The sequence below is a fragment of the Rhodococcus tukisamuensis NBRC 100609 genome, from assembly GCF_001894985.1.
Classification (GTDB): domain Bacteria; phylum Actinomycetota; class Actinomycetes; order Mycobacteriales; family Mycobacteriaceae; genus Rhodococcus_G; species Rhodococcus_G tukisamuensis.
The window spans coordinates 184101-210341 of record NZ_BCXG01000006.1 but is presented as its reverse complement, the minus strand read 5'-3'; the positions used below and the strand labels follow the sequence as shown (position 1 = coordinate 210341).

Genomic DNA, 26241 nt, shown 5'->3' with positions numbered 1-26241 from the left:
ATGGATGGCCCCCTCCTGTGAGCGAAGCGAATGGGAGGCGAGCGCCCAGCGTTACGCAGCAACGGAGTTGCCGAGTAACGCTGGGCATAGCTCGCTCTCGCCCTGGAATCTGGCTTTCGCCCCGATATCTGGTCACCACAATAGGCGAATCAACCTAGCAATTCACTCACTAGTTGCCTTGCAACCGTTTCAGTGGCCGCGACACCATTCCTAGAAGCCCTCGGAGAAAAATAGGGCGTCTCGGCCGGTGGCCGCCAACCTTCGTTGGGTCGGATAAAAGCCCAGGTCACAAGGTTCTGGCGCGGCCGAGATGATGTGATGACAATTATGGTGGCTCTATAGGGACAGCAGTTCTGCATAGTGGCGGTAGTGCCGTACAAGTGTCAGTTAAGAGCCACTTGTGCTGTCACCTGAGGGCCACTAGAACGGTCACTCTAGAGCCGCGAAGGTGATGGCATACCTGTCAGTAGCCGCCAAGTAGCAGAACTACGGTCAGTTAAGAGACATATATAAGGCCAGTGCGCAGAACATGAGCCAGTTAGGAGCCATTAGTTCCGTTACGAGCCACTTGCAGGGGCACTTAAAAGCCACTACAAGCGGCTTGTGGCAGCACTGCAGCCAGTTAAGTGACCTCAACTGCACCAACACCTGTGAGCAGTGGCAGATATACCGGCACCTAAGAGCCGGTACTACAGCCACGTAAGTGACCTTTGTGCCGCACCTGCCATTGAGTGATGACAGTTGTAGAGGGCACTCAAGAGCCGGTACAACTACCACTCCGTGGCGCCACCAGTTGCTCGGCCGGCGTAAAAGAAAGAACCCGCACCCCGCAGGGAAGGCAGAGTGCGGGTTCCGTGGTGATCGATGGGCGGCGCCAGCATCGATCCGATCTACGCGGACTCGCAGGCTGCGGCGGTGATCACGTCGGCGACATGCTCAATGTCCGAGGCGGTCCCCGCGCTGCCGGTCAGCCACTCCACGATCGACACCGGGCGACCCTCCACGGTCAGGGACGGCTGCGGCTGTGTGAGCAGCGCCTGCACGGTCAGTGGGTGCAGTTCCTTCGCTACCAGCGGCATCACCTTCTCGAGGTGAGGGACCGCGCCGGCGGCGGTGAACTGGGCGGGAGGCAGCAATCGGCGGCCCGAGGTGAACGCCCACAGCGTGCCGGCGGCCAGGCGCTGACGGATGCGGGCGATGGTGACGCCAAGGCGGGCGGCGGCGGCGGTAACCGACAGGGAGCCCTGGACCAGGTCCTGCATGCGGATGTCCCGGTCCACGCGTGCTGCCGTCGCGGCGGCGGGTTCGGTGACGAAGCCGGACTCAGTGAGCAGCGCGGCGTCGTGCTCGGACAGGGCCAGCACGGCCGGGTCTTTCACGGAGAGTCGGTGCACGATCCGCGCGAAGAACTCGCGGTCAATGTCGGCGCCGGTTACTTCCCGCACCGCCGCCTCGAAGTCCAGGTCGCCGTGCCGGTAGCGGTCTTCTGCGCTCCTCATCACCATCTCCTTCCGCTAACCACCCCGATGCTGACGTACCGCTGCCACCTGGCCAAGAGTTACAGGACAGCTCAAAAAGGAGGTCTCGCGGGATCAAATATCCACATCTATCGCCATATATCTATAGATATCTAATCCTTTAGATACATCGGACGGGAATAGGCAGAACGCGTTCTTCGGGCTCAGCGCGGGAGCGCGGTGAGCCCGTGTTTGCGCATCAGAGCCTTCACCGCGTCGTGCTCGTCGTAGAGGTACGCCTTGGCGAGCCGGTCGTTGAAGGTGTCGGCCAGCTGAGGGTCGCGCTCGTCGACGGGAACGACCAGCAGCCGGCCGTGGCCGATGAGCAGGCTGTTCGCGACGAACAACGCCGTGCGCTTGTTCCCGTCTTCGAACGGTTGAGCTTTGGCGAGCACCACGAACAGTTCCAGGGCCTTCTCTGTCACACTCTTGTGCTTCTTCATCGAGTCGATCAGCTGTTGGAGACCCTTCTCGGTCAGTGCGGGTGGAGTGTGCCGGCCGTAGCGGGTCTGGACACCGATCTGCTGGTCCTCGGTGCGAAGCTGCCCGGGGTGCAGCGCGCCACTGCGGGTGATCTGTGCGTTGATCGTGCGGACGTAAGCGGCGTCGATCGGCTGCTCGTGGTGGTCGATGACGAACTGCGCGACGTCCCGAAGGTCTTCGAGCAGCGCAAGGTCGGCGCGGGAGGAGACTCCGGCCAGGCTTCCCGAGCGCAGGAAGTTCTCGGTGTCGAGGCGACCGGTCGAGAGACCGTCGAACACCTTTCCTGAGGAGTAGACGGCACCGGCCAGGTCGGTGATGTTGATGGCGGACAACGGTGCTCCTTGTGTGTAGTGGGGGTCGACCAGCGGGCATCCACACTCCTGACCCTAAGCCGATGGAGATGCGTGCTGCGGTCAGCTCGTCGGCGGCGAGACGATCCGGACCGCCCGGACCGATCGTGGTGGGCTTGCGACCGTGAAGCCGCACCGGCGAGCAGCCACCACGAGCGGCTCGGGACTCGGGTCAGCCGGCCAATCGGCTTCGCCCGACTCCCCGAACAAGCCGACCGCGTTCGGGTTCGGCCCGGTGGTGAACCGAGTCTGGTACTGAATCCCGGCGAAGGCGGCGTCGAACGCCGCGGCCCATTCCTGCGGCACCGCGTACGGCGTCATCGAGGTCAGCTCCCGCGTGAGGCCGAAGTCCGCGGCCTTGTCCGCGCAGGTGTCGGCCAACCAGTGGTCGTGCGGCACCGCCAGTGTCGACAGACATCGGGCGGCGGCGAAGTCCTCGCTGATCACGCCGGCGGTAGCCAGGGCTGCGCCGACGGTTTCCCGGACGGCGGTGTGCTCGTCGAGGGCGAGGTAGCAGGTGCCGTGCGGCGGGGTCAGGTCGAAGCGGCCGCCGCCGGAGGAGGCGAACCACCACGGGCCGTTCGCGGCCTGGTGACCGCGGATGAGCGACTCCCCCGTAGTGAGCTCGCAGCTGGGGAACCCGGCGAGCGGCCGGGCCGGCGGACGAAGAGCAACGATGTCCCGGGTCACGCGGCCCACCGCTCGACGTCGGCGTGAGCCAGCGCCAGGGCCGTATCGTGGGGGTGGCCGTCGGCGATCCAGTCGGCTGCGCTGCGGTCGCCGAGATCGTGCTGCGGGGTGCGCAGCCATACCGCGCAGGTCCACGGGTCGGCGGCGGTGCGGAGGGTCTTCCACAGGGCGATCAGGTGCGGGTGCACCGTCCCCTCGGCCGTGAACTGCCAAGTTGGGTAGACCCACTGGCCGTCGCCGAGCCGGCAGGCGATCACGGTGCCAGCGGCGACGGCCTTGTTGACCGCTTGGCGGCTCACGCCCCACCACCGGGTCAGACCGCCGGTGTCGTAGAACGGACTGACGAGCCGGTCGTAGACATGACTGGTGGGCAGCGCCGCGGTCATCGAGTCGGCGATCGATTCGACGTCGCCGAAGACCTCGGCGGGGACGCCGGCGGCGCGCGCGGCGGCGAATGTCTTGTGGACGCGGCGGGTGAGCAGGTCCATCAACTTACGTTCCTGCTCGGCCAAGGTGTCCATGTGAGATCTCCTAGGGTGTCAACCGTGTCAACCTCAGCATTCTCGGTTGCGTCAACTGTGTCAACCAGCCGGGCAGGTTCGGCGGTCGGTGAAACAACGGCATCAGCTGGCCTTGCACTCGGCGGCGGCTGAGCCTTCGACAGCCAGGATCTGGGCCGTCTCGTGACGGCGGGTTTCACCGCGGTGGTCCCAGTTCACCCGCAGTTGAATTGCCAGGTTTGCAAGCATTACTTGCCGCTCCCCCACGCACACCGAAACGGAACGGTCACTGACCTGCACTAAAGCATTGCAAGCAATACAGGCAACGCCAGCGACACATGCATTAAAAGCATGGCAGTCACAGCGAGCAATACTTGCATTCACAGGATTACCGAGTGTTCTCACCACCTCCCCAGGCAGGCCCCTGTCCGACGATTAGTAGGGTCGCTGACGATTGCTCGGCGCAGGGACGATCACAGCCCCGAACTGGTCGCTGAGGCTGTCGAGTGCGTCGAGGTACGGATCTACCTGCGGTGGGCCCGCGGCCATAGTCGCAGCCCACATCAGCTCGCTGTCGAGTGCGTCGAGCACCGGTGCGTTCGCAATCGCGGCCGCCAGAGAAGAATCTCGCTGACCTGCGTCGTTGCGATCGGGCGGCGGCGGTCTGAACCTGTTCTCGAGCCACGCATGCCACACCACACGCTCGGCGCGGTGCCGGACGACACGCTCGGCTGCGACGATGGCGAGCCCCGCGTCGTCGGCGACCTGGTCCAGGGTCTGCTCCCCGAGCGCCAGGGCGCCCTTGTCCATGGTGATCAGCCCGGCCACCCGCAGATCGGTCAAGGCCTCGTAGCCGGCCGAGGTACCCAACTGCGCTGCAGCGAGTGCGTCCTTCACGGTGGTCACTTGGCCGCTGTTGATCAGGTCGTAGAGCCGTCGTGCGCGCAGCCCGAGCACACTCCATGCGTGGTGAACAGGCTCGACGTGAGCTCGTGTGATCGCGACCTCGGTGGGATCACCATCCATTGCGGGCGTTGTCAGGGCGTACCGGTCGGGGAGCTGCCCCGCACCCTGGGCGACACGCAGCACTGGTGACCCCGGTGTATCCCGGAGAACACGCAACGCCGCCCACACCGTTGCCTCGGACATCAGTCCCGCAGCGAGTGAGAGGCTGCGCCCGCCGATGGCCACCACCGGCACACCTTCGACCAGCTCTCCAGCGAGAGCGGAGGTGTAGGCGAGGGCCTGGACGACTGCGTGCAGGACGGGACGCTGACGGGATCCCCGGAACTCCTGATCGATCCACGTGTGTGCTGTGGCGAGCCAGCGGCGGCGGATCGGATCGCCGCGGAAAGAACCATCCCCCCCGTACCCCCCTGTGTACGCATTCTTGTGCGCGAGTACGCGGAATTGGCCTGCGACGCTTGCAGCCCAGGGCAAAGCCGTGGCGACGTCTCGCCGCAAAGCCTTGGCGATGTTCTCGGGTGAGCCGTATCGGTTGTAGGTCTTGCGTAGGCCTGCGTAGTCAGATTCGAGGCGAGCCTCGATGTCGGCTGCATTGGCACCCCGCAGCACCGCACTGCTGATCACGGACTGCCGTGCTTCCGATGGCGACGGCCAACGGGAAGGGTTCGTGATCCGGCCGGTACGAGCGAACGTGTCGACTGCGATCGAGACAGGTGAGGTCAGGCAGTAGCTCGGGTGCAAGCGACGTGTGTCGCCGGCGCCGATGAGTCGCTCCTCGCAGGCCAGTGAGACTTGGACGGCAGCAACGGCCGTGCGGGGCCGCGACTGCCGGGCACCCCCACCACCGAGCAGGGCGACCATGCGGGCGACGACACCGTGCTCGGATCGATCCGCAAACGCATCAGCCGCGTCTGCAAGGGTGCCGTCGAGCTGCCGGTGCCCACCTTCGCGGCACAGCGACCCGGGGACGCTGATGCAGCCGTGCGTGGCGTTGAGCATCGGCATCTTGTCGAAGGTGGGTAGGCGGGCCTCGAGCAGTGCCAGCAGGGTGCTGACCTCGTCGACTCGGAGCGATGTGCCCTTGGCGAGCGGAACAAGGATGTGCCGGCCACCGCTGGTGGACCTGTCGGTGACCATACGGCCGCCGCACTCACGCAACCAGATCAGGAGACGCTCGAAGTCGGTGTCGACCTGGTCGGCGCCATGGCGCTTCGCGTCCAAGTCGAATGCGAGAAGGGCAGTGCGACCGTGCTTGTTGTAAAGGGGGACCGCGGCCGGTGCACCGGGCAAGTCGGGCTTCAGAGAACTAACGGTGGCGAATTTGCCGCCGTCACCGGGCGCGGACAGGCGCATGGAGCGCCGCGCGGCCATCAGTGGGGTGAGGGTTCGCCACACGGTCTCGGGAGTCGACTCATCGAGACAACCATCAAATCTTGAATCTGGGTCAGGGCAGCATGTACCCTGAGACCTGTCTGGCAAGACAGTCCCTTCGGGGATGAGCAGCACCGCAGAGAATCGAGCTGTAACTCGAATCTCATGCAAGTTTGATGAACCCTCGGCCTATCTCGCCGGGGGTTTTCCAATTCTCAGCTGATCAGCGGCACCACAACGGATGTAGCGGTCAGTAAGTCGGCTTTCGTAAAGCCAGCTCGCGAACCAGATCGGCGCGGCCGGCGTACATCGCCAGCACATCGGCGATGTACTGGCTCACAGAGCCGACGCCGGCGGCGATACGCCAATCTTCGAGGATCTCGTACACGTCGGTCGGGACGCGCGAGGTGACGACCGTGCGCGGGCCTTTACTTGGCATTCCCATGGCCGACAACCTGCCACAGGTCGACACCCGGAAACAAGGGCAATCTCTGCAGGTCAGGACGGCTACTAACCTCAAAAGCTCGCGGCGAATAATCGCCCGACTAACTCGAAACAGCCCAATTCCGCAGGCAGATCCCACGGCCGAATAACTAACCCAAATAACGCGATTTCGGCGGCGGAGTTTTCGCGGCGGCACTAAAGTGTGACCCGGGACACAGGCTGTTGGCCACAGCAGATCCCCGCCACGGACCAGATCCCCGACTACCCCAACAGGGCCGCCAATGCATCGACTTCCGACACGTCGGTGTGGGCGTAGGTCCGCAGCACGAGCGTCCCGCCGTCTGCGTGGCCAAGCCACGCCGCAACCGCAGACGGAGTCGCCCCCGCGGCGATCAGTCGCGACGCCGCGGTGTGCCGAGCGGCGTGGAGTCTGCGGTGGGGCACCTGCGCATACCGCAGCGCCTCCTTCCACCAGTCGTCCAGAGTCCGCGGCGCCACTGCGCGGCCGTCCCAGTGCGCGAGCACGTGGAGGTCTCGGGCACCGACCCACGCTTCGCCGGCTCGCTTCCTGGCGATCTGCTGTCGTTCCTGGGTGCCCCGCAAAACGGTCAGCACCGAGGCCGGCAGTTTCAGTGATCGCCGCGCGCGGGTGGTCTTGCCATTCTTCTGATCGATGGTGCGGCCTGTCACGCGAACCCGAGTCCGCACGGCCACCGTGATGCGTCCGGCATCCAAATCAATTGCGCTCCAACGCAGCCCGGCCAGCTCACCGCGCCGCAGCCCGATCAGCGCCAGGTGCACCATGGGCGCATGGACCACAGCCATGTACCGAGCTGACCGCGGCCCGCCGAGCAGCGGCAAGTCCACCGCGGAATGCATCGTCACCAGCCGTGCGACCTCACCCTCGCTGAGTCGGTCGGACAAGTCCAGCGCGCCCTCGTAGGCGTCGGCGTCGTCTTTCTTGCGCAAAGGCTTGAGGTACTGGATCGGGTTTTCGCTCAGAATCTTCCGCCGCTCCAGGTCCTTCCAGACGGCCTTGGTGCGCGCGAGCATCGGATTGATCGAGGTCCGTTTCCACTTCCGCCCGCCCGGCCCGGTACCAGCGACCAGATCCTGCACGAGCTGCTCCACCTCGTCGTCGCTGATCGTCCGCACATCGCGACTATCGAACCGGTCGACCAGTGGTGCCAGCGCCGCCGTGTAGGCCGCGAGCGTGGTCGGATTGATCCGTTGCGCCGCGAGCCAGCGCTCGACCGCCTCAGCCACCGTGACGACCCCGGCCTCGTCGGCCGCGGCCTGAGCGGCCTCCTGCTGGAGCTTGTCCTGCAACGCGTCGAGGAACTCCCCCGCTGCCTTCGAGGTCTCGAACCGCCTGCGCAGCTGACGGCTCGCGCCGTCCGGTCCGGCCGCCCGCACCCGGACCTGGTACCGGATGTCGCCGCTCGGCAACACGACTTTCTCAACGCCATTTCTCAACGCCACGCTGGCGATACTAGTGATCGCGTGTCATATCTGTGTCACATCGGGACGTTGTCGGGTCTTCCGACGTCAGGGGCGGTTTTTGAAAACCGCCCCTGACCTTGGCGGAAGCGGAGGGATTTGAACCCCCGGTGGGTTTAACGCCACGCTCGCTTTCAAGGCGAGTGCATTCGGCCGCTCTGCCACGCTTCCGTGGCGAATCTTAGCCGCCGCGTCCGGCGGCGTCCGCGCGCCCCGCGGGTCAGGCGTCGTCGCGCTTGCCGAGTGCGGCGTCGACCTTGCCGAACACCTCGGCCACCCCGGTCAGCTCCGCGGGCTCGAGCAGGTCGATCAGGTAGTTGCGCACGCCCCGCACGTGGGTGGGCGCGGCCTCCGCGAGCTTCTCCCGACCCTGGTCGGTGATGACGGCCAGCACGCCGCGGCCGTCGTCGACGCAGGTGCTGCGGACGACCAGTCCCTCGGACTCCATGCGCCGCACCTGGTGGGTCAGCCTGCTCCGCGAGGAGAGCACCCCGTCGGCCAGTTCGCTCATCCGCACCGAGCCGTCCGGCGACTCGGAGAGCATCACCAGGATCCGGTAGTCCGCCAGCGAGAGTCCGTGGCCTGCCTGCAGCTCCCGGTTGAGCACCTCCATCAGCCGCTGACTGCCCTCGATGAACCCACGCCAGGCGCGCATCTCCGCGCCGTCAAGCCACCGCGGTGTGGAGCCGGTTTCGTCGGGTGTTTCTGTCAGCACGGGCCCATTCTAGTGCGGGCGCCGCTCAACTACCGACCACACGGTTTCCACTGCGGCGCCCGCCGACCGCTACCTGGCGGGCGCTCTTGTCACCACGCCGGCCGTGACGGCGAGGCCGCGGAGCCGGCCGCTGAGCTCCGTGGGAACCACCCCGTATCCACCGCCCGCACGCCAGCTCAGCTGCGCGGTGCCGTCCGCGCCGCTGAACCGGGCGACGCGGCCGCCGTCGGCCTCGACCTCGGCGGCGACGGGGTGACCCATCGGCCCCTCGGCGCCGCCGAGGTGGTTCCACGCGTCGAGGATCGGGCCGCGGATCAGCCAGGCGCCCGCCGCCGGGGCCCAGTAGACCGTGGCCCCGTCCGCGGCGCTGAAGTCGCTGAAGCGGTCCGACCCGCCCAGTGCCTCCTCCTCGTCGGTCGTCGGGAAGCCGAGCGCACCGGCCGGACCGCCGAGTTCGCGGTACCGCTCCAGGATCAGGCCGTACATGACGTGAGCGCCGGTCCCCGGCGAGTAGTAGATGGCGCCGCCGGTGTAGTCGCGGCCGGCGCCCGTCCCCACCGGGTACGCCGCCCCGACGGGGTGGCCGAGCGGCGAGTCGGCGCCGCCCCAGGACCGGTACTTCGCCTCGATCTCGTCGTGCGCGACAGGTGCCGGCGCGGCGGGTGACGGCTCGGCCACCGCGGGGGCTGCGGCGGACAGGACCGCACCCGCCGTCGCCACGCCCGCCACCACAGAGCGAACAGACCGCGAACTTCCAGACCGACGCACCGAGGCACCCGTTCCCCTTCGGGGCGCCCGCCCGACACCGGCGCCGAATGCGGACAACTTAAACGACCGCACGGGAACCGAGGGGGCACAGTGGCCGAGGTAACACCCCGCCCCGGCGGGCGGCGCCGCGGTAGGCCAGGTCAACCCGCTAGTCACCCGCGAATATCACCCTCGACGTCGCCCGACCGCACCGCGGCAACAGGCAACGGGGCGTCAGCCACCGAGCACCGAGGCGTCCAGCTCGGCAACGGACGCGAACCCGGCCAGCCCGAGGGTCACGTCGAGGTCCGCCAGCAACACCCGAAGAGCATGGCGCACACCGTCCTTGCCCGCCAGGCCGAGCCCGTAGACCCAGGGCCGACCGTAGAGCACCGCGTCGGCGCCGAGCGCGAGTGCGGTGACAATGTCGGCGCCGCAACGGATCCCGGAGTCCAGCAGCACGTCCGCCCGCTCCCCCACCGCAGCCGCGACCGGGCCGAGCGCGTCCAGGGCGGCGATCGCCCCGTCGACCTGCCGGCCGCCGTGGTTGCTCACCACCACGCCCGAGGCGCCGGCGTCGACCACGGCCCGGGCGTCGTCCGGGTGCACGATCCCCTTGACCGCGATCGGCAGGTCGGTCCACTCCCGCAGGCGCGCCACGTCACTCGTCCGGATCGAGTGGTTGCCGAACATCGACACCCAGGTGAGCACCGCCATCTGCATGGCCTCGACGCTCTCCTCCGGCGCGACGGCCAGCCGCGAGCGGAACACCGGGTCCGACAGGTAGTTCGCAATTCCCTTGCCCTGCAGGAACGGCAGGTGTCCGAGCTCGAGATCGCGTGGACGCCAGCCCATTCCGGGGGTGTCCGCGGTCAGCACGATCGCCTTGGCGCCGGCCGCGGTGGCCCGGCAAACCAGCGACTCGGCCACCTCGTCGTCCGACGGCCAGTACAGCTGGAACCACCAGTTCTCCCCCGACACCGCGCCGACCCGCTCGATCGGGGTGGACGCCGCCGTGGACAGCACCGAGCCGATGCCGAGTTCGGCCGCGACCTCGCCGACCGCCAGCTCCGCTTCCGGGTGCACCAGCTCGAGCACCCCGACCGGCGCAGTCAGCACCGGTGCGGCCAGCCGGGTGCCGAGCACCTCCACGCTCAGGTCCCGCGCATCCGCCGCGGCGGTCCCGCGCAGCATCCGCGGCACCAGGGCGTGACGGCCGAACGCCGCCACGTTCGCCGCCGCGGTCCGCTCCGTCGACGCGCTGCCCGCGATGTACCCGAACGCCTCCGGCGACAGGGTGGTGCGGGCGAGGTCCTCGAGTCCGGCCGCCGTCATCGGGAGCGGCGGCACCGCGCCGCTCAGACCGGCGAAGTAGATCTCGTTCTGCAGGTTGCCGAAGTTCGTCACCGGCGTGACGGTAGCCGCTGACCCGGCTCCTGCGGGGCTGTTGCGCCCACCGTGTCGCGGGGCGCCCACTCGGCTAGCGTCGACACATGCGTGCAATCACCTACTCCACCCCCGGCGGACCCGAAGTGCTTGCCTGGACGGAGGTTCCCGACCCCAGTCCCGGTCCGGGCGAGGTGCTCATCGAGGTCGCGGCGACCGCCGTCAACCGCGCCGACATCGTGCAGCGTCGCGGCTACTACCCGCCGCCGCCCGGCGCCAGCGACATCCTCGGACTGGAGTGCTCCGGCACCGTCGCCGCGCTCGGCGAGGGCGCGGAAGGCTGGTCCGTGGGCGACCGGGTCTGCGCGCTGCTCGCGGGTGGCGGCTACGCGGAGCTGGTGACCGCCCCGGCCACCCAGCTGCTCCCCGTGCCCGACGGCGTGGACCTCCACGCCGCCGCCGCGCTGCCGGAGGTGGCGTGCACGGTGTGGTCGAACCTCGTGATGATCGGGGGCATGCGCGCCGGCCAGTTGGTGCTGATCCACGGCGGCGGGGGCGGCATCGGCACCCACGCGATCCAGGTGGCCGTCGCGCTCGGCGCCACCGTCGTCACCACCGCCGGCTCGGCGGGCAAGCTCGCCGCCTGCCGCGAGCTCGGCGCCGCCGTCACCGTCAACTACAAGGAGGAGGACTTCGTCACGGCGGTGGCCGCCACCGGCCGCGGCGCGGACCTGATCCTCGACAACATGGGCGCCGCCTACCTGGGCCGCAACATCGACGCCCTCGCGATGGACGGGCAGCTGTGCGTGATCGGCATGCAGGGCGGGCGGGTCGGCGAACTGGACCTGGGCACGCTGGTGGCCAAGCGCGGCCGGGTGTTCGCGACCGGCCTGCGGGGCCGGCCGGCGACCGGCCCGTCCGGCAAGGCGGAGATCGTCTCGGCGGTCACCGAGCAGCTGTGGCCGATGATCGCGGACGGCCGGGTGCGGCCGGTGGTGCACACGGAGCTGCCGATCACCGACGCCGCGGCCGGGCAGCTGCTGCTCGACTCCCCCGTCACGGTCGGCAAGGTGGTGCTGGCGGTGCGGTGACTGGCCTCAGCCGAGGGCGGAGACGGCGCGCGCCAGCTGGTCGATCTCGTACCGGGTGGTGTACGGCGCCAGGCCGACGGTGACGGCCCCGCCCTCCTCGTTCACCCCGAGGGAGTCCAGCAGCCGGCTGCCGCGTCCGCCGACCACGGTGCCGATCCGGTTGGCCGTGAAGTGCTCGGAGACCTTCTCCGCCGGGACACCCGCGACCGTGAAGCTCAGCGTCGGGACCCGACTGTTCGAGGTGCCGATCAGCGTCACCTGCGGCAGCCGGCGCAGCGACGCCATCAGGTGCTCGAAGATCCGGTCGTGGTAGTCCTGCAGCGAGCTGATCGACGTCTCGAGGCGCTCCCGGCGCGACCCGCTCGCGGTCTCGTCGAGCCCGGCGAGGTAGTCGATCGAGGCGGTCAACCCGGCCAGCATCGCGTACTGGTGCCCGCCGATCTCGAGCCGCTCGGGGCCGCGGGCCTTCGGGTTCAACGACACCGCGGGGATCCGGTCGATCAGGCTCGGGTCCCGGAAGACCAGGGCGCCGACCTGCGGACCGCCCCAGCTCGGCGCGTTCACCGCGAGGACGTCCGCCCCGAGTTCGTGGATGTCGACGTGCGCGTACGGCGCGGCGGCGATGGCGTCGACCACCAGCAGCCCGCCCATCTCGTGGGCCCGGTCCGCGGCGACCCGCACGTCCGGTGCCGACCCGACGATCGGCGAGGCCGCCGTCAATGCGACGAGCCGGGTGGTCGGCCCGATCAGTTCCGCGAACTGCCAGCTGGGCAGCTCGCAGGTGTCGATCTCGACCTCGGCCCAGCGCACCTGCGCGCCGTACCGGTTCGCCACCCGCAGCCACGGGGCGACGTTCGCCTCCTCGTCGAGGCGGGAGAGCACCACCCCGGTGCCCAGGCCCAGTCGCGAGCTCAGCGCCTCCGCCAGCCAGGCCAACAACGTGGACCGCTCGGGGCCGAGGACGACGCCGGCGGGATCGCCGCCGACCAGGTCGGCGACCGCCTCCCGCGCGGACTCCAGGATGGCGGCGCTGCGCCGCGCGGAGACGTGACTGCCGGTGTGCGAGGACCCGGCACTGCGGAAGGCGGTGGACACCGCCGTCGCGACCAGGTCCGGATGTTGCATTCCCGCCTGGGGATCGAGATGGATCCAACCGTCACCGAGCGACGGGATGAGGCCCCGTACCCGGGCGACGTCGTAAGCCATGCCCGACAGCCTAGAACTTGGGCGGCGTCCTGGTGCCAGTGGGACCGGTGCTATGCGAGAACTCACAACAACTTCCGCGCTGGCACGACGCCGTTTCCAGTCCCGGCCCCGGGCACGGGCTTAGCGGAACGCGGGCAAACCCGACAAGATGGAGCCCATGACTTCCCCGGAGAATGAACACGTCGTCGTGATCGGACCCGACGGTCAACCCGCCGGCGCGCCCACCGCCGACGCCGCCCAGGACGCCGCGGCGAAGGACCCCGCCGCCAACGGCAAACCGGCCGCGGCCAACGGCGAGTCGGAGGAGACCCTGGCGGACATGGTCGAGCAGCCGGCGAAGGTGATGCGCATCGGGACCATGATCAAGCAGCTGCTCGAGGAGGTCCGGGCGGCCCCGCTCGACGACGCCAGCCGCGCTCGGCTCCGGGAGATCCACAGGTCCTCGATCCGGGAACTCGAACAGGGGCTGGCACCGGAACTGCGAGAGGAGCTCGAACGGCTGACCCTGCCGTTCAGCGACGACTCCGTGCCCACCGACGCCGAGCTGCGGATCGCGCAGGCGCAGCTGGTCGGCTGGCTCGAGGGACTGTTCCACGGCATCCAGACCGCGCTGTTCGCCCAGCAGATGGCGGCGCGGGCGCAGCTCGAGCAGATGCGGGGCCAGGGCGCCCTGCCGCCCGGGCTGGGCGGGCCCACCCACGGGCACGGTCAGTCCAGCGCCGGCACCGGCCAGTACCTGTAAGACCTCAGGGGTACAGCATCCGGGCCAGCGCGGCCTTCGCCACGGTCTGCCGCTCGACCACTTCCTCGTCGTACCCTCCCGCCGACGGCCGTGCCGGCACCGCCGCAGAACCGTCGTACACGCCCCACCGGGAGCCGAGGTCGGCGAGCGAACCGTGCTTGACGTCGTAGTAGTCGGACCCGGCGGACAGGACGACCCCGGAGGCGCCGGCGGCGGCCGCGAGCAGGTGCGGGTGGAACCGCGTGGAGATCCACGCCTGCCCGCTGCGCGCCGGCAGGCCGTCGCGCCACATCTGGGTGAACGGCACGAAGTGGGCGCCGGGCAGGAGGTGCTCGATCCGGTCGAACACCGCACGGTCGACGCCCGGGATGCCCTCGATCACCGTCGCCTGCTCGCCGCGCACACTCCACTCGGTCAGCAGTGCGGCGGCCCGCGCCGCCAGCTCGTCGGCGCCGTCCGCGCCCTCCTCGCGCCCCGCGACGCCGTCCATCAGGTCCGACTGGATGCACAGCACGAACTCGCGCTCGGCGGCCGGACCGGTGTCGTACACCGCCGACGGCAGCTCCGTCAGGTGCAGCCAGGCGTCGTCGCCGCTGGCCCCCACACCCGGGCGCGACGCGTCGAGCAGCGCGAGCGACGGGGTGTCCCGGACATCGAACACCGTGAACTCGGCGGCCAGGGAACGCAGCAGGGCCGCCCGGGCTGTGTTGCCGACGGGCGTCAGACCCAGCCCGGACGCGTACGCCACGCCGCCGGTGCGCGCGGCCACCTCCGCCGCGATCGCCAGCAGCGACAGGTGCTGCGGCCACACCGCGTTGACGTAGCCGCCGCCGAGCAGGTGCACCGTGGTCGCGGTCTGCAGCAGTTCGATGCCCACCGCGACCGGGCACACCATCCCGGGGTTGCCCACCGCCCGGCGCACAAACGCGGCCGCCTCCCACGCCGGCAGGTGCGCGGTGTGCGCGCACATCCGCCACACGGTGTCCACGACGGTCAGCCGGGGGTGCAGCCCCCGCAGCAGCGCCGCGGCCTGGCCCGGCGTGTGACAGTCCAGCACGACATCGGCGTCCGGGCGGACCCGCGCGAGGTGCGCGAGCCAGGCCCGCGCGATGAACTCGTCCCCGTAGTTGGGGGCGCCGCTCGGGGCGATCAGGTAGATCAGCTCGCGGTCCGGCGGGGGCCGACCGGCGGACGCCGCCCCGTCCTGACCGGCGTCCGGGAGCAGGCTTGCGGGGTCCGAGATGAGACGGCGCAGGCGCGGGAAGGTGGACATACCCCGCAGGGTACGAAACCGGGCATCGCGGGCGGACCGACGGGTTCGGTGACCAGGGCGGTCGGCGGACGCTAGTACTGTGGTCGCTTGTGCATCAGCCGACCGTAGACATCGCGAGCGAATCATCGCCGGCCTCGGACTCGCAGACGTTCCGTCGCGCGTTCAAGGACATGCGTGACGGCTTCGCGCAGCGCGAACTCTGGCTGCACCTGGGCTGGCAGGACATCAAGCAGCGGTACCGCCGGTCGGTGATCGGCCCGTTCTGGATCACCATCGCGACCGGCGTCCAGGCGGCCGCGATGGGCCTGCTGTACTCGGCGCTGCTCGACATCCCGCTCGACGAGTTCCTGCCGTACGTGACGGTCGGCCTGATCGTGTGGGGCCTGATCAGCGCGTCGATCCTGGAGGGCTCGGACGTCTTCGTCGCCAACGAGGGCCTGATCAAGCAGTTGCCGTCGGCGCTGAGCGTGCACGTGTACCGGCTGGTGTGGCGGCAACTGCTCTTCTTCGCGCACAACCTGCTGATCTACGTGATCATGCTGGTCGCGTTCGGGGTGTGGCGGAACCTGACCTGGCCGGACCTGGCGGCGATCCCGGCGCTCGGGCTGATCGTGCTCAACGCCCTGTGGGTCTCGATCGTGTTCGGCATCTTCGCCACCCGCTACCGCGACATCCTGCCGATCCTCAGCAGCCTGACGCTGCTGCTGTTCGTGCTGACGCCGATCATGTGGACCACCGAGTCCCTGAAGAACCAGGGCGGCGAGGCCGCCGAGCGCGTCAAGCTGGCCGAGCTGAACCCGCTGTACCACTATCTCGAGATCATCCGTGCCCCCATGCTCGGCAAGCCGCAGGAGGCGTACCACTGGTACATCGTGCTGGCCATCACCGTCGCCGGCTGGGCCTTCGCGCTGTTCGCGTTGCGCAAGTACCGGGCCCGCGTGCCCTACTGGGTTTAGGGGTCTGACCATGACAACACTTGCGAGCGAAGCGGCGGGGAAATGACGACACTGGCGAGCGAAGCGGCAGGGAAATGACGACACTGGCGAGCGAAGCGACGGGGAAATGACGCAGCATGTGAGCATCGAGACGCACGGGGCCTGCGTCGACTTCCCCATTTTCGACGCCAAGTCCCGGTCGCTGAAGAAGGCGTTCCTCGGCAAGGCCGGCGGCTCCATCGGCCGCAACGACTCCGACGTGGTGGTCGTCGAGGCGCTCAAGGACATCACCCTCTCGCTCAAGGAGGGTGACCGCGTCGGGCTGGTCGGTCACAACGGCGCGGGCAAGTCCACGCTGCTGCGACTGCTCTCGGGCATCTACGAGCCGACCCGGGGCAGCGCCCGGATCCGGGGCCGCGTCGCCCCCGTCTTCGACCTCGGCGTCGGCATGGACCCGGAGATCTCCGGGTACGAGAACATCATCATCCGCGGCCTGTTCCTCGGCCAGACCCGCAAGCAGATGCTCGCGAAGATGGACGAGATCGCGGAGTTCACCGAGCTCGGCGAGTACCTGTCGATGCCGCTGCGCACCTATTCCACCGGCATGCGGGTGCGCGTCGCAATGGGCGTCGTCACCAGCATCGACCCGGAGATCCTGCTGCTCGACGAGGGCATCGGTGCCGTCGACGCGGAGTTCATGAAGAAGGCCCGCATCCGGTTGCAGAAGCTGGTGGAGCGCTCCGGCATCCTGGTCTTCGCCAGCCACTCCAACGAGTTCCTCGCGCAGCTGTGCGACAGCGCGATGTGGATCGACCACGGCCAAGTGCGCATGCACGGCGAGATCGAGGACGTGGTGCGCGCCTACGAGGGCCCCGAGGCCGCCTCGCACGTGGCCCGCACCATCGCCGAGATCGCGGCCGAGAAGGCCGGCGTCGCCCGCGGTGAGGGCGCGTGAGCGCCGCCGAACCGCGCATCGTCGGGGTGGTCGTCACCCACAAGCGTCGTGAACTGCTCGCCGAGTCCCTGAAGGTGCTCGCCGGACAGACCCGTCCGCTGGACCACCTGGTGGTGGTGGACAACGCCGACGAGGCCGACGTCCGCGAGCTCGTCGAGGGCGCCGGCATCCCGTGCACCTACCTCGGCTCCCAGCACAACCTCGGCGGCGCGGGCGGCTTCGCGCTCGGCATGCTGTACGCGCTCTCCCTCGGCGCGGACTGGGTGTGGCTCGCCGACGACGACGGCCGTCCCGACGGCCCCGACGTGCTCGCGACCCTGCTGGACTGCGCCACCCGGCACGGGCTGGCCGAGGTCTCGCCCGTGGTGTGCGACATCGACGAGCCTGACCGGTTGGCCTTCCCGCTGCGCCGCGGCCTCGAATGGCGACGGCTGCGCTCCGAACTGGGCGAGGAGGACCTGCTGCCGGGCATCGCGTCACTGTTCAACGGCGCGCTGTTCTCCGCCGCCGCCATCGACGCGGTCGGCGTGCCGGACCTGCGACTGTTCGTCCGCGGCGACGAGGTGGAGCTGCACCGCAGGCTGGTCCGCTCGGGGCTGCCGTTCGGCACCTGCCTGCAGACCGCGTACGTGCACCCCAACGGCGCCGACGAGTTCAAGCCGATCCTGGGCGGCCGGATGCACACGCAGTACCCCGACAACGAGACCAAGCGCTTCTTCACGTACCGCAACCGCGGCTACCTGATGGCCCAACCCGGCATGCGAAAGCTGTTGCCGCAGGAGTACGCCCGGTTCGGCTGGTACTTCCTGGTCTCCCAGCGTGACCCGGCCGGCTTCCGGGAGTGGATGCGACTGCGCAAGCTCGGCCGCCAGGAGCGGTTTACCCGACCGTAATCCTCTGGGCCGCAACAGGTTACGCACTGAAGCACTGGATCCGCCCCGGGCGGCGCCCGGATCGGTTCCCGTCGTCCACCTGCCGACACCGCCGCAGGCTGGCAGCATGGGACGCATGCTGCATCGCATGCGCCGCAATGCCCGGCTGAAACTGCAACGCGCGGTCGCGGAAGTGGTCCACGAGTCCGAGCGGCATCACCGGATCAAACTGGAGAACCAGCACGACCAGGTGCTGGCCGAGCTGACCGCCACCAACGGCGAACTGAGCCGGGTGCTCGGCGAACTCGCCGCCGTGCGCGACCAGGTCGCCGCCGTGCGCGACCAGGTCGCCGCCGTACGTGACCAGCTCGCCGGCCACGAGCGGCGTGCCCGCCGCGACCTCGGCTACGCCCAGGACCTGCGGGCCGCCGCCGAGAGCGCCGCGTTCGTCGTCGAGAAGATGCCGCAGGCGCCTCCGTTCGCCGCCCCCCACGAGACCCTGAGGTTCGCGCTGTCGCAGGTATCCGGGCCGGGGATGGCGCTCGAGTTCGGGGTGGCGGGCGGCACCACGCTGCGGATCGTGGTCGAGGAACTCGGCGCCCGGCCGGGTGTGACGCCGGTCGCCGGGTTCGACGTGTTCAGCGGGCTGCCCGAGACCTGGCGGACCGGGTTTCCGGCCGGCGAGTTCGCCCAGGAGTCCCTGCCCCGCGTGCCGGGGGCGCAACTGGTGCCCGGACTGTTCGCGGACACCCTGCCGGCGTTCCTCGACGCGCACCCGGGTCCGGTGGCCTTCGCGCACCTGGACGCGGACCTGTACTCGTCGACGGCGACCGTCCTCGAGCTGCTCGGGGAGCGGTTCCGCGACGGAACGGTGCTCGTCTTCGACGAGTTCTTCAACTACCCGGGCTGGCGGTCGCACGAGTACCGGGCGTGGACGGAGTTCGTCGCACGCACCGGCGTCGGCTACGAGTACCTCGGCTACACCGCCCACGACGAGCAGGTGGCGGTGCGGCTCACCGGGCGGTGAGCCGCGGCCGCATCACTCGCCGTACAGGCGCGCCCAGTTCTCCCTGCTGGTGAGCTGCGGCATCGCGGCCCGGTACTGGCGCTGAACCTCCGGGGTCCGCTCTCGCAGGGCCTTCAGCGCGGCGCGGCCGCGCACCAGCAGTGCGAGCGCACGCTTCTTGTCCCGCTTGCGGACTCGAACACCCTCCTGCGAGCTGTCGGTGACGACCGCATGCGAGAACAGTGACACGTGCCACCAGTGGGCGTCGGCCGCGGAAATCGCGACGGGATGCGCGGGCAGCGTGCCCCGCCACTGGGACAGCGCACGCTTGGCGAGCACCGCCCACTCCAGGCTCTTACTCGGGAAGGGTCCCGCCGGGGTGATGACCATGTCCGCGGGACGCAGGTCCGGGACGTCGTTGCCGCTGTGCCGGGCCGTCTCGCCGTACTCGGCGCGCTCACGCCGAATCGCACCCGCCGCCTCCATGCCACCGTCCTCGAGGTGACCGGGACCCTTCAGGAAGTCCTCGACTGCCTTGATCAGGGTGAACGCCATGCCGTACTGCATCGAGACGAGGTAGCGGTACAGATCGGTCCGCAGCTGCTTCGCCAGCTTCTTGCCGTCGAGATCGATGTGCATGACCGCGGTGATCATCGCGTTGCGGATGTTGAAGTAGCGATGCCACTCGTCCCAGTCCTTCCATGCGAAGTCCGCATGCCACACGGCGGCGCCCGGCAAAGTCACGGTCGCGAATCCGTTCGCGCGCGAACGGTAGCCGAACTCGATGTCGTCCCACTGGAAGAAGAGCGGCAGCGGGTAGCCGACCTGGGAAACGATCTCCGACGGGATCAGGCACGACCACCAGCCGTTGTAGCCGGCATCGACGCGGGTTTCCTGCCGCTTCTTGAGCACGTTCCGGTCGAGGAACGCATCCTTGACCTGGATCCCCGCCTGCAGCTTCTGCAGGTCGGCCACCTCGGCGCCCACGTGAACCCGGTCGGGGTGGAGCAGGTAGAGCATCTGCGCCCCGATGATCGCGGGCTCGACCGTCAGGTTCGCAAACGTGTTGAGCCGGACCACTGCCTCCGGCTCGCACAGCACGTCGTCGTCCATGAAGATGACGTTGGCCGGCTCGGACCGGTCCACCCCCTGAACCTCGAACAGGCCCCTGGTGAAGCCGCCGGCCCCACCCAGGTTCGGCTGGGTGATGTAGACCAACTTGTCACCGAGCAGCTCGGAGACGCGGGTGAACTCGGGACGGCTCTGCACCTGGTCCGTGCCCTGGTCCACCACGTACACGGCCTCGACGTCGCGGAGCGCGACCGGATCGTCGGCCATTGCGGCCAACGTTGCCGCGCAGTCGTCGGCCCTGTTGAAGGTGCAGATCACCACGGCCGCGGGCCGGAGGGGGCCCTCGAACGGAACACTCCACTCGGCGTTCTCAACGGTCAGCTCGTCGCTCTGGGTGCTGATGCGCGCGAAGAGTGCGCCCCCGTCGAGGAATCGGTCGACCTTGGCAGTCAGCGAGATGCGCTGCGACGCGCTGTTCGTGTCCACCGCCTCCGTGGCAACCGTCCGCTTACGGCCGTTGAAGTCCGTGGCGATCAGTTCGACAGTGCCCGCCCCCGCCACGTCGGCGACGAACCGGACCTCCGTAGCGGTGGTCCAGCGCTGCCAGTAGCTGGCCGGGAAGCGGCCGAAGTAGGTGTTGGTGTCGACACTGCTCTTGCGTCCGAGGTGTGCGCGGGTGCGCTCGCGAACAACGGACCCCGTGACATCGGCGTACATGTCGTCGCTGACCAGGCTCGACGGCCCCACGAACAGGGCGCGCTGCACGGTGAGCAGACCCGGGTCGCGTGTGGGCGCCGGGGTCGGTCGATCAGTAGTCGTGGTCGTAGACGTCGACGTGCTCGTCACAACTGCTTCAGCCTCATCCATACCGTCGAACTACCTCTCAGAACCTTCTGGTGCGCAGGGCACAATCGCGGCCAAGGCTACCAACCACCGATGCCGGTGACCGATTCGCGAGTCTTCACCCCATCGCTCGGTCGACTAGCCTCACCTTGGCCAGGGGGCATGTGGCCCCACCCCACGTTGTCTTGGAGCCCATGTGAACACCGTCCCCGCCGCGCCGGATTCGACGCGGAGGCAACGGTGGCTGTGGGGCTCGATCACCGTTCTGATGGTGGCGGCAGGTTACGTCACGGTGCTGTCGGTCAACGACCGCTTCTTCTACATGGACGATACCGAGTCCGGCGCGATCCCGAACTGGATCTATCTAGGCCGCATCCTCCGCACCGGCACGATGCCTTCGCTGACGCCCGAGCAGTGGATGGCCGGCAACTATCCGGTGGAGGGACAGGGCGGGCTGTGGAATCCCGTCCAGATCGCGATCAACATGATTGCGCCCTCGGTGGACAACATGGTGCTGTTCGCGACGGCCACCAAGTTCGCCTTCGCGGCGATCATGGCCCTCGGCGTCTACCGGGTCTGCCTCGAATACGGGGCGCGACCAGCGTGGGCGGCGGTGGCGGGCGTCGCTGTCCCCTTCACCGGATTCTCACTGTTCTACGATCAGGCGTCCTGGGTGACGGCACTGACGAGTACCGCCTGGGTGTTGCAGGCGTGGGCCAGCGCCGTCCGATACTCGCGGGGACGCTCCGGTCCGCTCCCGACGTTCGTGTTCCTCTACCTCGCGCTCAGCGTCGGCTACCTCCACCCCGCGCTGTGCGCGGGCATCCTGGTCGCCTGCCTCGCCATCGGCGAATACCTGTACCAGGGCAAGTGGCAGCCGTCGCTGCGGCTCCTCGTCGTGGGTGCCTGCGCGGGCGCGGCGGGGGCGATCACCTTTCTGCCCGGCGCCCTCTCGGGCGATGTCACCTGGCGCACCGATGAGGGCAACGTCTACAACGACAACTTCCTCACCGCGCCGTGGTCGGAGACATTCACTGCAAGCATGCCGTCGGCGCTGCCGGCGATTCAGGCGTGGCAGGGCGAGGTGCAACCGTGGCCGGTCACCTACATCGCGTGGTTCCTGATTCCGGCGCTGGCGTTCGTCGACTGGCAGGCCGTCGGCAAAACGCTCCGCAGTTTGTCCGGGACGCTGATCTTCCTGGGCGTCATGCTGATCGCGGCCGCCGGGCCGAGCAGCTTGGGACCCCTGCGCTGGCCGGGCCGGGTGCTGCCGTTCGTCGCGTTCGCCGCACTGATCGTGGTCTGTGTGCTGCTCAGCAGGCACGGCACGCTGCGTTCGTTGAGGACACGGTGCGTCGTGGGCGCAGTACTGGTCGCCGTCATGGTGCTTCGCGCGGGGTCGTCCACTCCGCTGCTGTTCGGTACGCACCTGCTGTGGGGTCTGGTGATCCTGGCGGCGGGTGCCGTCGTCCTGTTTGTGGCGTCCCGCTTCGGGATCGCCGCGGTGGCCGGGCTGCTGATGGTGTCCACCCTGCCGGTGGTGCACTTCCAGGTCAGCGAGAACCCGTACGAGTCGCAGTGGCTGCTGCCGGCCAAACAGTCCGAGGCCAAGGCCGCCTTCCCCGACTGGGCGGGCAACAACCTCCAGTTGGGCACCCGCGACCTGGAGCCCCGCGAGAACCTGACGCTGGACGCCACCTGGAGCACCCTGACCTGGGGAAATTACGCCAAGTTACTCGACCTCAGCTATGTCAACGCCTACACCTCCATCGGGTTCGAGGAGTTCGGGGACAGGTTGTGCATGGAGTACGACGGTTCGACCTGCTACGACAGCGTGTTTGACGCCTTCGCCACCGAGCCGACGACCGGCAGGACCTATGTCGACCTCATGTTGATCGACCGCGTGATCCTGCAGAGGGCCCAGTACCCGGATGCGGACTCCAACCCGGCGCCGCCCGGCTGGAAGTGGACGCAGTACCCCGAGAACCCACATGTCGCGGACTTCGCATACGTGCTCGAGCGCATCGACGGGCCCATATCCCACCGAAACGGACGTGTCGCGAACGCGGAGGGCGTGACCGCGCGGAGCGTCGCCGAGACCGATGCGACCAGCTCGGTGAACGTCAGTTCACCCGACGGCGGCCGGGTGGTCTTCGCGCGGTTGGACTGGCCCGGGTACTCGGCAACGCTGAACGGTGAACCAGTCGGGACCTACGCCGTGGACGGCATCTTCGTCGCCGTCGACGTCCCCGCCGGTACCGTCGACGGGACGCTGAACCTGACCTGGACACCGCCCGGAAGATCGATCGGTCTCGCCGGCATCGGCCTCGGCCTTCTCGGCCTCGCCGTCCTCGAGGTGCACTTCCTGCGTTCGCGCCGCGCGGGCCCGGCCACTCGGGATCCCGCCGCCGTCGCGGCGTGACGCGGACGGCCGCGAGACCATCCGCCGAAATGAGCGCGGAAACACGCAGCGCGCGCAGGATCGTGTGCAGTCGCTCAGTGCCGCCCGCGTAAACTCGCAGCCCGTGACCTCCGATGACGCCCGACCCACGGTGGCGCCGCACCGAATGTCCGTCGTGGTGCCGGTGTACCAGGGCGCCCAGACACTGCGCGACCTGATCGACGAGATCCTGCCGTGGACGACGACCCGATTCACCCCGGCAGGCCGGCCGATGGTCGTCGAGGAGGTCCTGCTCGTCTTCGACCACGGCCCGGACGACTCGGCGGCGGTCATCCGGCAGCTCGCGGCCGAGCACGACTTCGTCAGGCCGATCTGGCTGAGCCGGAACTTCGGCCAGCATCCCGCGACCCTGGCCGGCATGGCGTCGAGCGGGGGCGAGTGGATCGTCACCATGGACGAGGACGGGCAGCACGACCCGGCCGCAATCGGCGGCCTCCTCGACACCGCACTCGACGAGCAGGCCACCGTCGTCTACGCACGCCCGACGAACGCCGCGCCGCACGGACTGCTGCGCAACGCCGCCTCCCGCGGGTCGAAGTGGCTCATCGCGCGCGCCCTCTCCGGTGACAACACCCGCAGCTTCCAGAGCTTCCGGCTGGTCCTCGGCGAGGTCGGCCGTTCGGTGGCGGCGTATGCGGGGTCGGAGGCCTACCTCGACGTCGCACTCGGCTGGATCGCGGGAGACGTGACGACCAGTCCGGTGGCACTGCGCGCCGAGCAGGGCCGACGCTCCGGATACCACCTGCGCAGCCTGCTCTCACACTTCTGGCGAATGGTGCTCTCCAGCGGGACCAAGGGCCTGCGACTGGTCAGCTTGATCGGCGTGCTGTTCGCCGCACTCGGCCTGGCGCTGGTGCTGTACGTGCTGGTCTCGTACATGTTCTTCGACGTCGCCAGCGAGGTCCGGGGCTGGGCCTCGACGATGGTGGTCCTGCTGTTCGGCATGGGTGCCATCCTGTTCTCCCTCGGAGTCATCGCCGAGTACGTCGGTGTCAACGTCAAGACCGCGATGGGCAAGCCGCCGTACCTGATCGTCGGCGATCCGGCGGCGGGTCCGCTCGGCCGCGCCGAGCCGGCACCCGACGATCATCGATCCAAACCTGCGGGCGACTGAGATGGCCACCCCGACCTGGGTCGTGGGCGGCGGCGGCCTGCTGGGCGGCGCCGTCATCCGCGAGCTCGAACGTCGGGGCGAACGGGTCGAGACGAGCCGGGTCCCATGGCACGACGGCGACCTCGCCAGGCGGGTGCTCTTCGCGGACGCGCAGCGGGTGATCGACTCGGCCGACGGCGGGCCGTGGCGACTGGTCTGGTGCGCTGGTGTCGGCGTGAACGGTACGACCGCCGACGAGTTCGCCGCGGAGAATGCGGTCGTGTCCGACGTGCTGGACGAGATCGCCAGGATCACCCGCGGCCGCGCGGCACCCGGCGTGGTGCTGCACGCGTCCTCCGCGGGCGGGGTCTACGCCGGCTCGTCCGGAGCGCCGCACACCGAGGACACCGACCCGGTGCCGCTCGGCGACTACGGCCGCGCGAAGCTGGTGGCGGAGCGGCTGATGCACCGCTTCGGGGCCGACGCCGGGGCGTCCGTCGTGGTGGGGCGGTTCGCGAACCTGTACGGCCCCGGCCAGAACCTGACCAAACCCCAGGGACTCATCTCGCACCTGTGTCGCGGCTACCTGGTGTCGGCACCGATCTCGATCTACGTTCCGATGGACACGATGCGCGACTACCTGTTCGTCACCGACGCGGCCGAGATGGTCGCCGACGCCCTCGACCTCGCGCAGTCCCGGCCCGGCGAGCGGGTCACGAAGATCTTCGCGTCGGGCCAGAGCACCACCATCGGCGCCCTGCTCGGCGCCTGCCGCACCGTGTTCCGGCGCAAGCCGACCGTCGTGCTCGCGTCGTCGCCGCTCGCCAACGTCCAGTCCGGGGACCTGCGGTTGCGCTCGACGGTCTGGCCGGAACTCGACCGCCGGTCGTACCGCACGCTGCCGGCCGGCATCGCGGCCACCCTGGAAGCGACCCGGCGTTCGCTCGGCCGGTAGTCAGTTCGGTCCGTCGCGCTCAGCTACCCGGGTCGGCGGATCCCAGCACCGACTCGCCCGCCGCGGCGTAGGCCTGCTCCGTGGCGCCCTTCTGCGGACGCCACCACTGCTCGTTGTCGCGGTACCAGTCGACGGTCGCGGCCAGGCCGGAGCGGAAGTCCCGGTACCGCGGTTCCCAGCCGAGTTCGGTGCGCAGGCGGGTGGCGTCGATGGCGTACCGCATGTCGTGGCCCGGCCGGTCGGTGACCGCGTCGAAGTCGTCCGGGTCCTTGCCCAGCAGCTCCAGGATGGTCCGCACGACGGTCCGGTTGTCGACCTCGCCGTCCGCGCCGATCAGGTAGGTCTCCCCCGGCGTGCCGCGCTCGATGATCGTCCACACGGCCCGGTTGTGGTCTTCGACGTGAATCCAGTCACGGACATTGAGGCCCTGACCGTAGAGCTTGGGCCGGACACCGTCGAGGACGTTGGTGATCTGCCGCGGGATGAACTTCTCCACGTGCTGGTACGGCCCGTAGTTGTTCGAGCAGTTCGAGATGGTCGCGGTGATACCGAACGAGCGGGCCCAGGCGCGCACCAACAGGTCGCTCGACGCCTTCGTCGAGGAGTACGGGCTCGACGGGTTGTACGGGGTGGACTCGGTGAACCGGGCCGGGTCGTCGAGTTCCAGGTCGCCGTACACCTCGTCGGTGGAGATGTGGTGGTAGCGCACGCCGTGCTTGCGGATCGCCTCGAGCAGCGTGAAGGTACCGATCACGTTGGTCCGAACGAACGGCGACGGGTCGTTGAGGGAGTTGTCGTTGTGCGACTCCGCCGCGAAGTGCACGACGAGGTCCGTGCCCGCGATCAGTCCGTCGACCAGGTCGGCGTCGGCGATGTCGCCCTGGACGAAGTCGATCCTGTCCCGGACCGGGGCCAGCGATTCGACGTTGCCCGCGTAGGTCAGCGCGTCGAGGACGGTCACCTCCACATCGGGGCGCTCGTCGACGGTCTGCTGGACGAAGTTGGCGCCGATGAATCCAGCACCGCCGGTCACGAGTAGCTTCACGGTCCGCACGATACCGGTGGCCGG

23 protein-coding genes and 1 tRNA gene are annotated in these 26241 nt (G+C 68.9%); 9 read left to right on the top strand and 15 right to left on the bottom strand.

All coding sequences use genetic code 11. From position 1 onward, the window contains the following. Positions 1-890 precede the first annotated feature (890 nt). The 11 genes from RT2_RS09440 to RT2_RS09390 all read right to left on the bottom strand — a co-directional run bounded on the left by RT2_RS09440 (position 891) and on the right by RT2_RS09390 (position 10690). The gene (locus RT2_RS09440) at positions 891-1499 is read right to left on the bottom strand and encodes a hypothetical protein (RefSeq protein ID WP_072844624.1); all 609 of its coding nucleotides are present in this window, start codon (positions 1497-1499) and stop codon (positions 891-893) included. Between the two features lie 182 nt (positions 1500-1681). Then, the gene (locus tag RT2_RS09435; RefSeq protein WP_072844523.1) at positions 1682-2332 is read right to left on the bottom strand and encodes a Fic family protein; all 651 of its coding nucleotides are present in this window, start codon (positions 2330-2332) and stop codon (positions 1682-1684) included. 81 nt (positions 2333-2413) lie between these two features. Next, positions 2414-3040, bottom strand: a complete 627-nt coding sequence (locus RT2_RS09430) for an RES family NAD+ phosphorylase (protein WP_072844623.1) — start codon at positions 3038-3040, stop codon at positions 2414-2416. Then, positions 3037-3561 (bottom strand): hypothetical protein, encoded by a 525-nt coding sequence (locus tag RT2_RS09425; RefSeq protein ID WP_072844522.1) that lies wholly within the window; start codon positions 3559-3561, stop codon positions 3037-3039. Before RT2_RS09425 ends, RT2_RS09430 begins: the two co-directional genes overlap by 4 nt. 414 nt (positions 3562-3975) lie before the next feature. Next, positions 3976-5877 (bottom strand): hypothetical protein, encoded by a 1902-nt coding sequence (locus tag RT2_RS09420; protein WP_072844521.1) that lies wholly within the window; start codon positions 5875-5877, stop codon positions 3976-3978. A gap of 250 nt (positions 5878-6127) precedes the next feature. Beyond that, the gene (locus tag RT2_RS09415; RefSeq protein ID WP_072844520.1) at positions 6128-6322 is read right to left on the bottom strand and encodes a hypothetical protein; all 195 of its coding nucleotides are present in this window, start codon (positions 6320-6322) and stop codon (positions 6128-6130) included. Positions 6323-6582: 260 nt separating this feature from the next. After that, positions 6583-7803: a tyrosine-type recombinase/integrase gene (locus RT2_RS09410; RefSeq protein ID WP_139191104.1), complete on the bottom strand. Its 1221-nt coding sequence runs from the start codon at positions 7801-7803 to the stop codon at positions 6583-6585. A 99-nt stretch (positions 7804-7902) separates the two neighbouring features. Continuing rightward, positions 7903-7992: transfer RNA gene (locus tag RT2_RS09405), tRNA-Ser, on the bottom strand. A gap of 49 nt (positions 7993-8041) precedes the next feature. Then, positions 8042-8536, bottom strand: a complete 495-nt coding sequence (locus RT2_RS09400) for a MarR family winged helix-turn-helix transcriptional regulator (protein WP_371851147.1) — start codon at positions 8534-8536, stop codon at positions 8042-8044. Positions 8537-8605: 69 nt separating this feature from the next. Further along, the gene (locus RT2_RS09395; protein WP_169888243.1) at positions 8606-9256 is read right to left on the bottom strand and encodes an LGFP repeat-containing protein; all 651 of its coding nucleotides are present in this window, start codon (positions 9254-9256) and stop codon (positions 8606-8608) included. Positions 9257-9517: 261 nt separating this feature from the next. Further along, on the bottom strand, positions 9518-10690 hold the full coding sequence (locus RT2_RS09390) for an alpha-hydroxy-acid oxidizing protein (protein ID WP_072844516.1): 1173 nt from the start codon (positions 10688-10690) through the stop codon (positions 9518-9520). A gap of 86 nt (positions 10691-10776) precedes the next feature. Here RT2_RS09390 and RT2_RS09385 point away from each other — a divergent pair, with 86 nt between their 5' ends. Then, the gene (locus RT2_RS09385) at positions 10777-11760 is read left to right on the top strand and encodes an NAD(P)H-quinone oxidoreductase (RefSeq protein ID WP_072844515.1); all 984 of its coding nucleotides are present in this window, start codon (positions 10777-10779) and stop codon (positions 11758-11760) included. A 6-nt stretch (positions 11761-11766) separates the two neighbouring features. Here the strand turns inward: RT2_RS09385 and RT2_RS09380 are convergent, their stop codons facing one another. Then, a complete protein-coding gene (locus RT2_RS09380) occupies positions 11767-12966 on the bottom strand; it encodes a cysteine desulfurase-like protein (protein ID WP_072844514.1) in 1200 nt (399 codons plus the stop codon). Between the two features lie 157 nt (positions 12967-13123). Here RT2_RS09380 and RT2_RS09375 point away from each other — a divergent pair, with 157 nt between their 5' ends. Continuing rightward, positions 13124-13708 (top strand): bacterial proteasome activator family protein, encoded by a 585-nt coding sequence (locus RT2_RS09375; RefSeq protein WP_072844622.1) that lies wholly within the window; start codon positions 13124-13126, stop codon positions 13706-13708. Between the two features lie 4 nt (positions 13709-13712). On the opposite strand, the gene RT2_RS09370 is transcribed toward RT2_RS09375, so the two are convergent. Beyond that, complete coding sequence (locus RT2_RS09370) at positions 13713-14981, bottom strand: polysaccharide pyruvyl transferase family protein (protein WP_072844513.1); 1269 nt, start codon at positions 14979-14981, stop codon at positions 13713-13715. 89 nt (positions 14982-15070) lie between these two features. Between RT2_RS09370 and wzm the strand changes: the two genes are divergently transcribed. From wzm to RT2_RS09350, 4 genes are all read left to right on the top strand, one after another. After that, the gene (gene wzm / locus RT2_RS09365; RefSeq protein ID WP_443096387.1) at positions 15071-15937 is read left to right on the top strand and encodes a galactan export ABC transporter permease subunit Wzm/RfbD; all 867 of its coding nucleotides are present in this window, start codon (positions 15071-15073) and stop codon (positions 15935-15937) included. A gap of 106 nt (positions 15938-16043) precedes the next feature. Then, positions 16044-16871: a galactan export ABC transporter ATP-binding subunit Wzt/RfbE gene (gene wzt / locus RT2_RS09360; RefSeq protein WP_072844511.1), complete on the top strand. Its 828-nt coding sequence runs from the start codon at positions 16044-16046 to the stop codon at positions 16869-16871. Next, complete coding sequence (gene glfT1 / locus RT2_RS09355) at positions 16868-17764, top strand: galactofuranosyltransferase GlfT1 (RefSeq protein ID WP_072844510.1); 897 nt, start codon at positions 16868-16870, stop codon at positions 17762-17764. The genes wzt and glfT1 overlap by 4 nt, the downstream gene beginning before the upstream one ends. Before the next feature lie 115 nt (positions 17765-17879). Next, positions 17880-18770: a TylF/MycF/NovP-related O-methyltransferase gene (locus RT2_RS09350; RefSeq protein WP_072844621.1), complete on the top strand. Its 891-nt coding sequence runs from the start codon at positions 17880-17882 to the stop codon at positions 18768-18770. Positions 18771-18782: 12 nt separating this feature from the next. Here the strand turns inward: RT2_RS09350 and RT2_RS09345 are convergent, their stop codons facing one another. Continuing rightward, a complete protein-coding gene (locus tag RT2_RS09345) occupies positions 18783-20687 on the bottom strand; it encodes a glycosyltransferase (protein ID WP_072844509.1) in 1905 nt (634 codons plus the stop codon). Between the two features lie 172 nt (positions 20688-20859). Here RT2_RS09345 and RT2_RS09340 point away from each other — a divergent pair, with 172 nt between their 5' ends. The 3 genes from RT2_RS09340 to RT2_RS09330 all read left to right on the top strand — a co-directional run bounded on the left by RT2_RS09340 (position 20860) and on the right by RT2_RS09330 (position 25172). Continuing rightward, positions 20860-23085, top strand: a complete 2226-nt coding sequence (locus RT2_RS09340) for an energy-coupling factor transporter transmembrane component T family protein (RefSeq protein ID WP_174556690.1) — start codon at positions 20860-20862, stop codon at positions 23083-23085. Between the two features lie 145 nt (positions 23086-23230). Continuing rightward, the gene (locus tag RT2_RS09335) at positions 23231-24238 is read left to right on the top strand and encodes a glycosyltransferase (RefSeq protein ID WP_072844508.1); all 1008 of its coding nucleotides are present in this window, start codon (positions 23231-23233) and stop codon (positions 24236-24238) included. A gap of 1 nt (position 24239) precedes the next feature. Then, entirely contained in the window at positions 24240-25172 is a 933-nt protein-coding gene (locus RT2_RS09330) for an NAD-dependent epimerase/dehydratase family protein (RefSeq protein WP_072844507.1), read from the top strand. A 19-nt stretch (positions 25173-25191) separates the two neighbouring features. Here the strand turns inward: RT2_RS09330 and rfbB are convergent, their stop codons facing one another. Continuing rightward, the gene (gene rfbB / locus RT2_RS09325) at positions 25192-26217 is read right to left on the bottom strand and encodes a dTDP-glucose 4,6-dehydratase (protein WP_072844619.1); all 1026 of its coding nucleotides are present in this window, start codon (positions 26215-26217) and stop codon (positions 25192-25194) included. Positions 26218-26241: the final 24 nt, after the last annotated feature.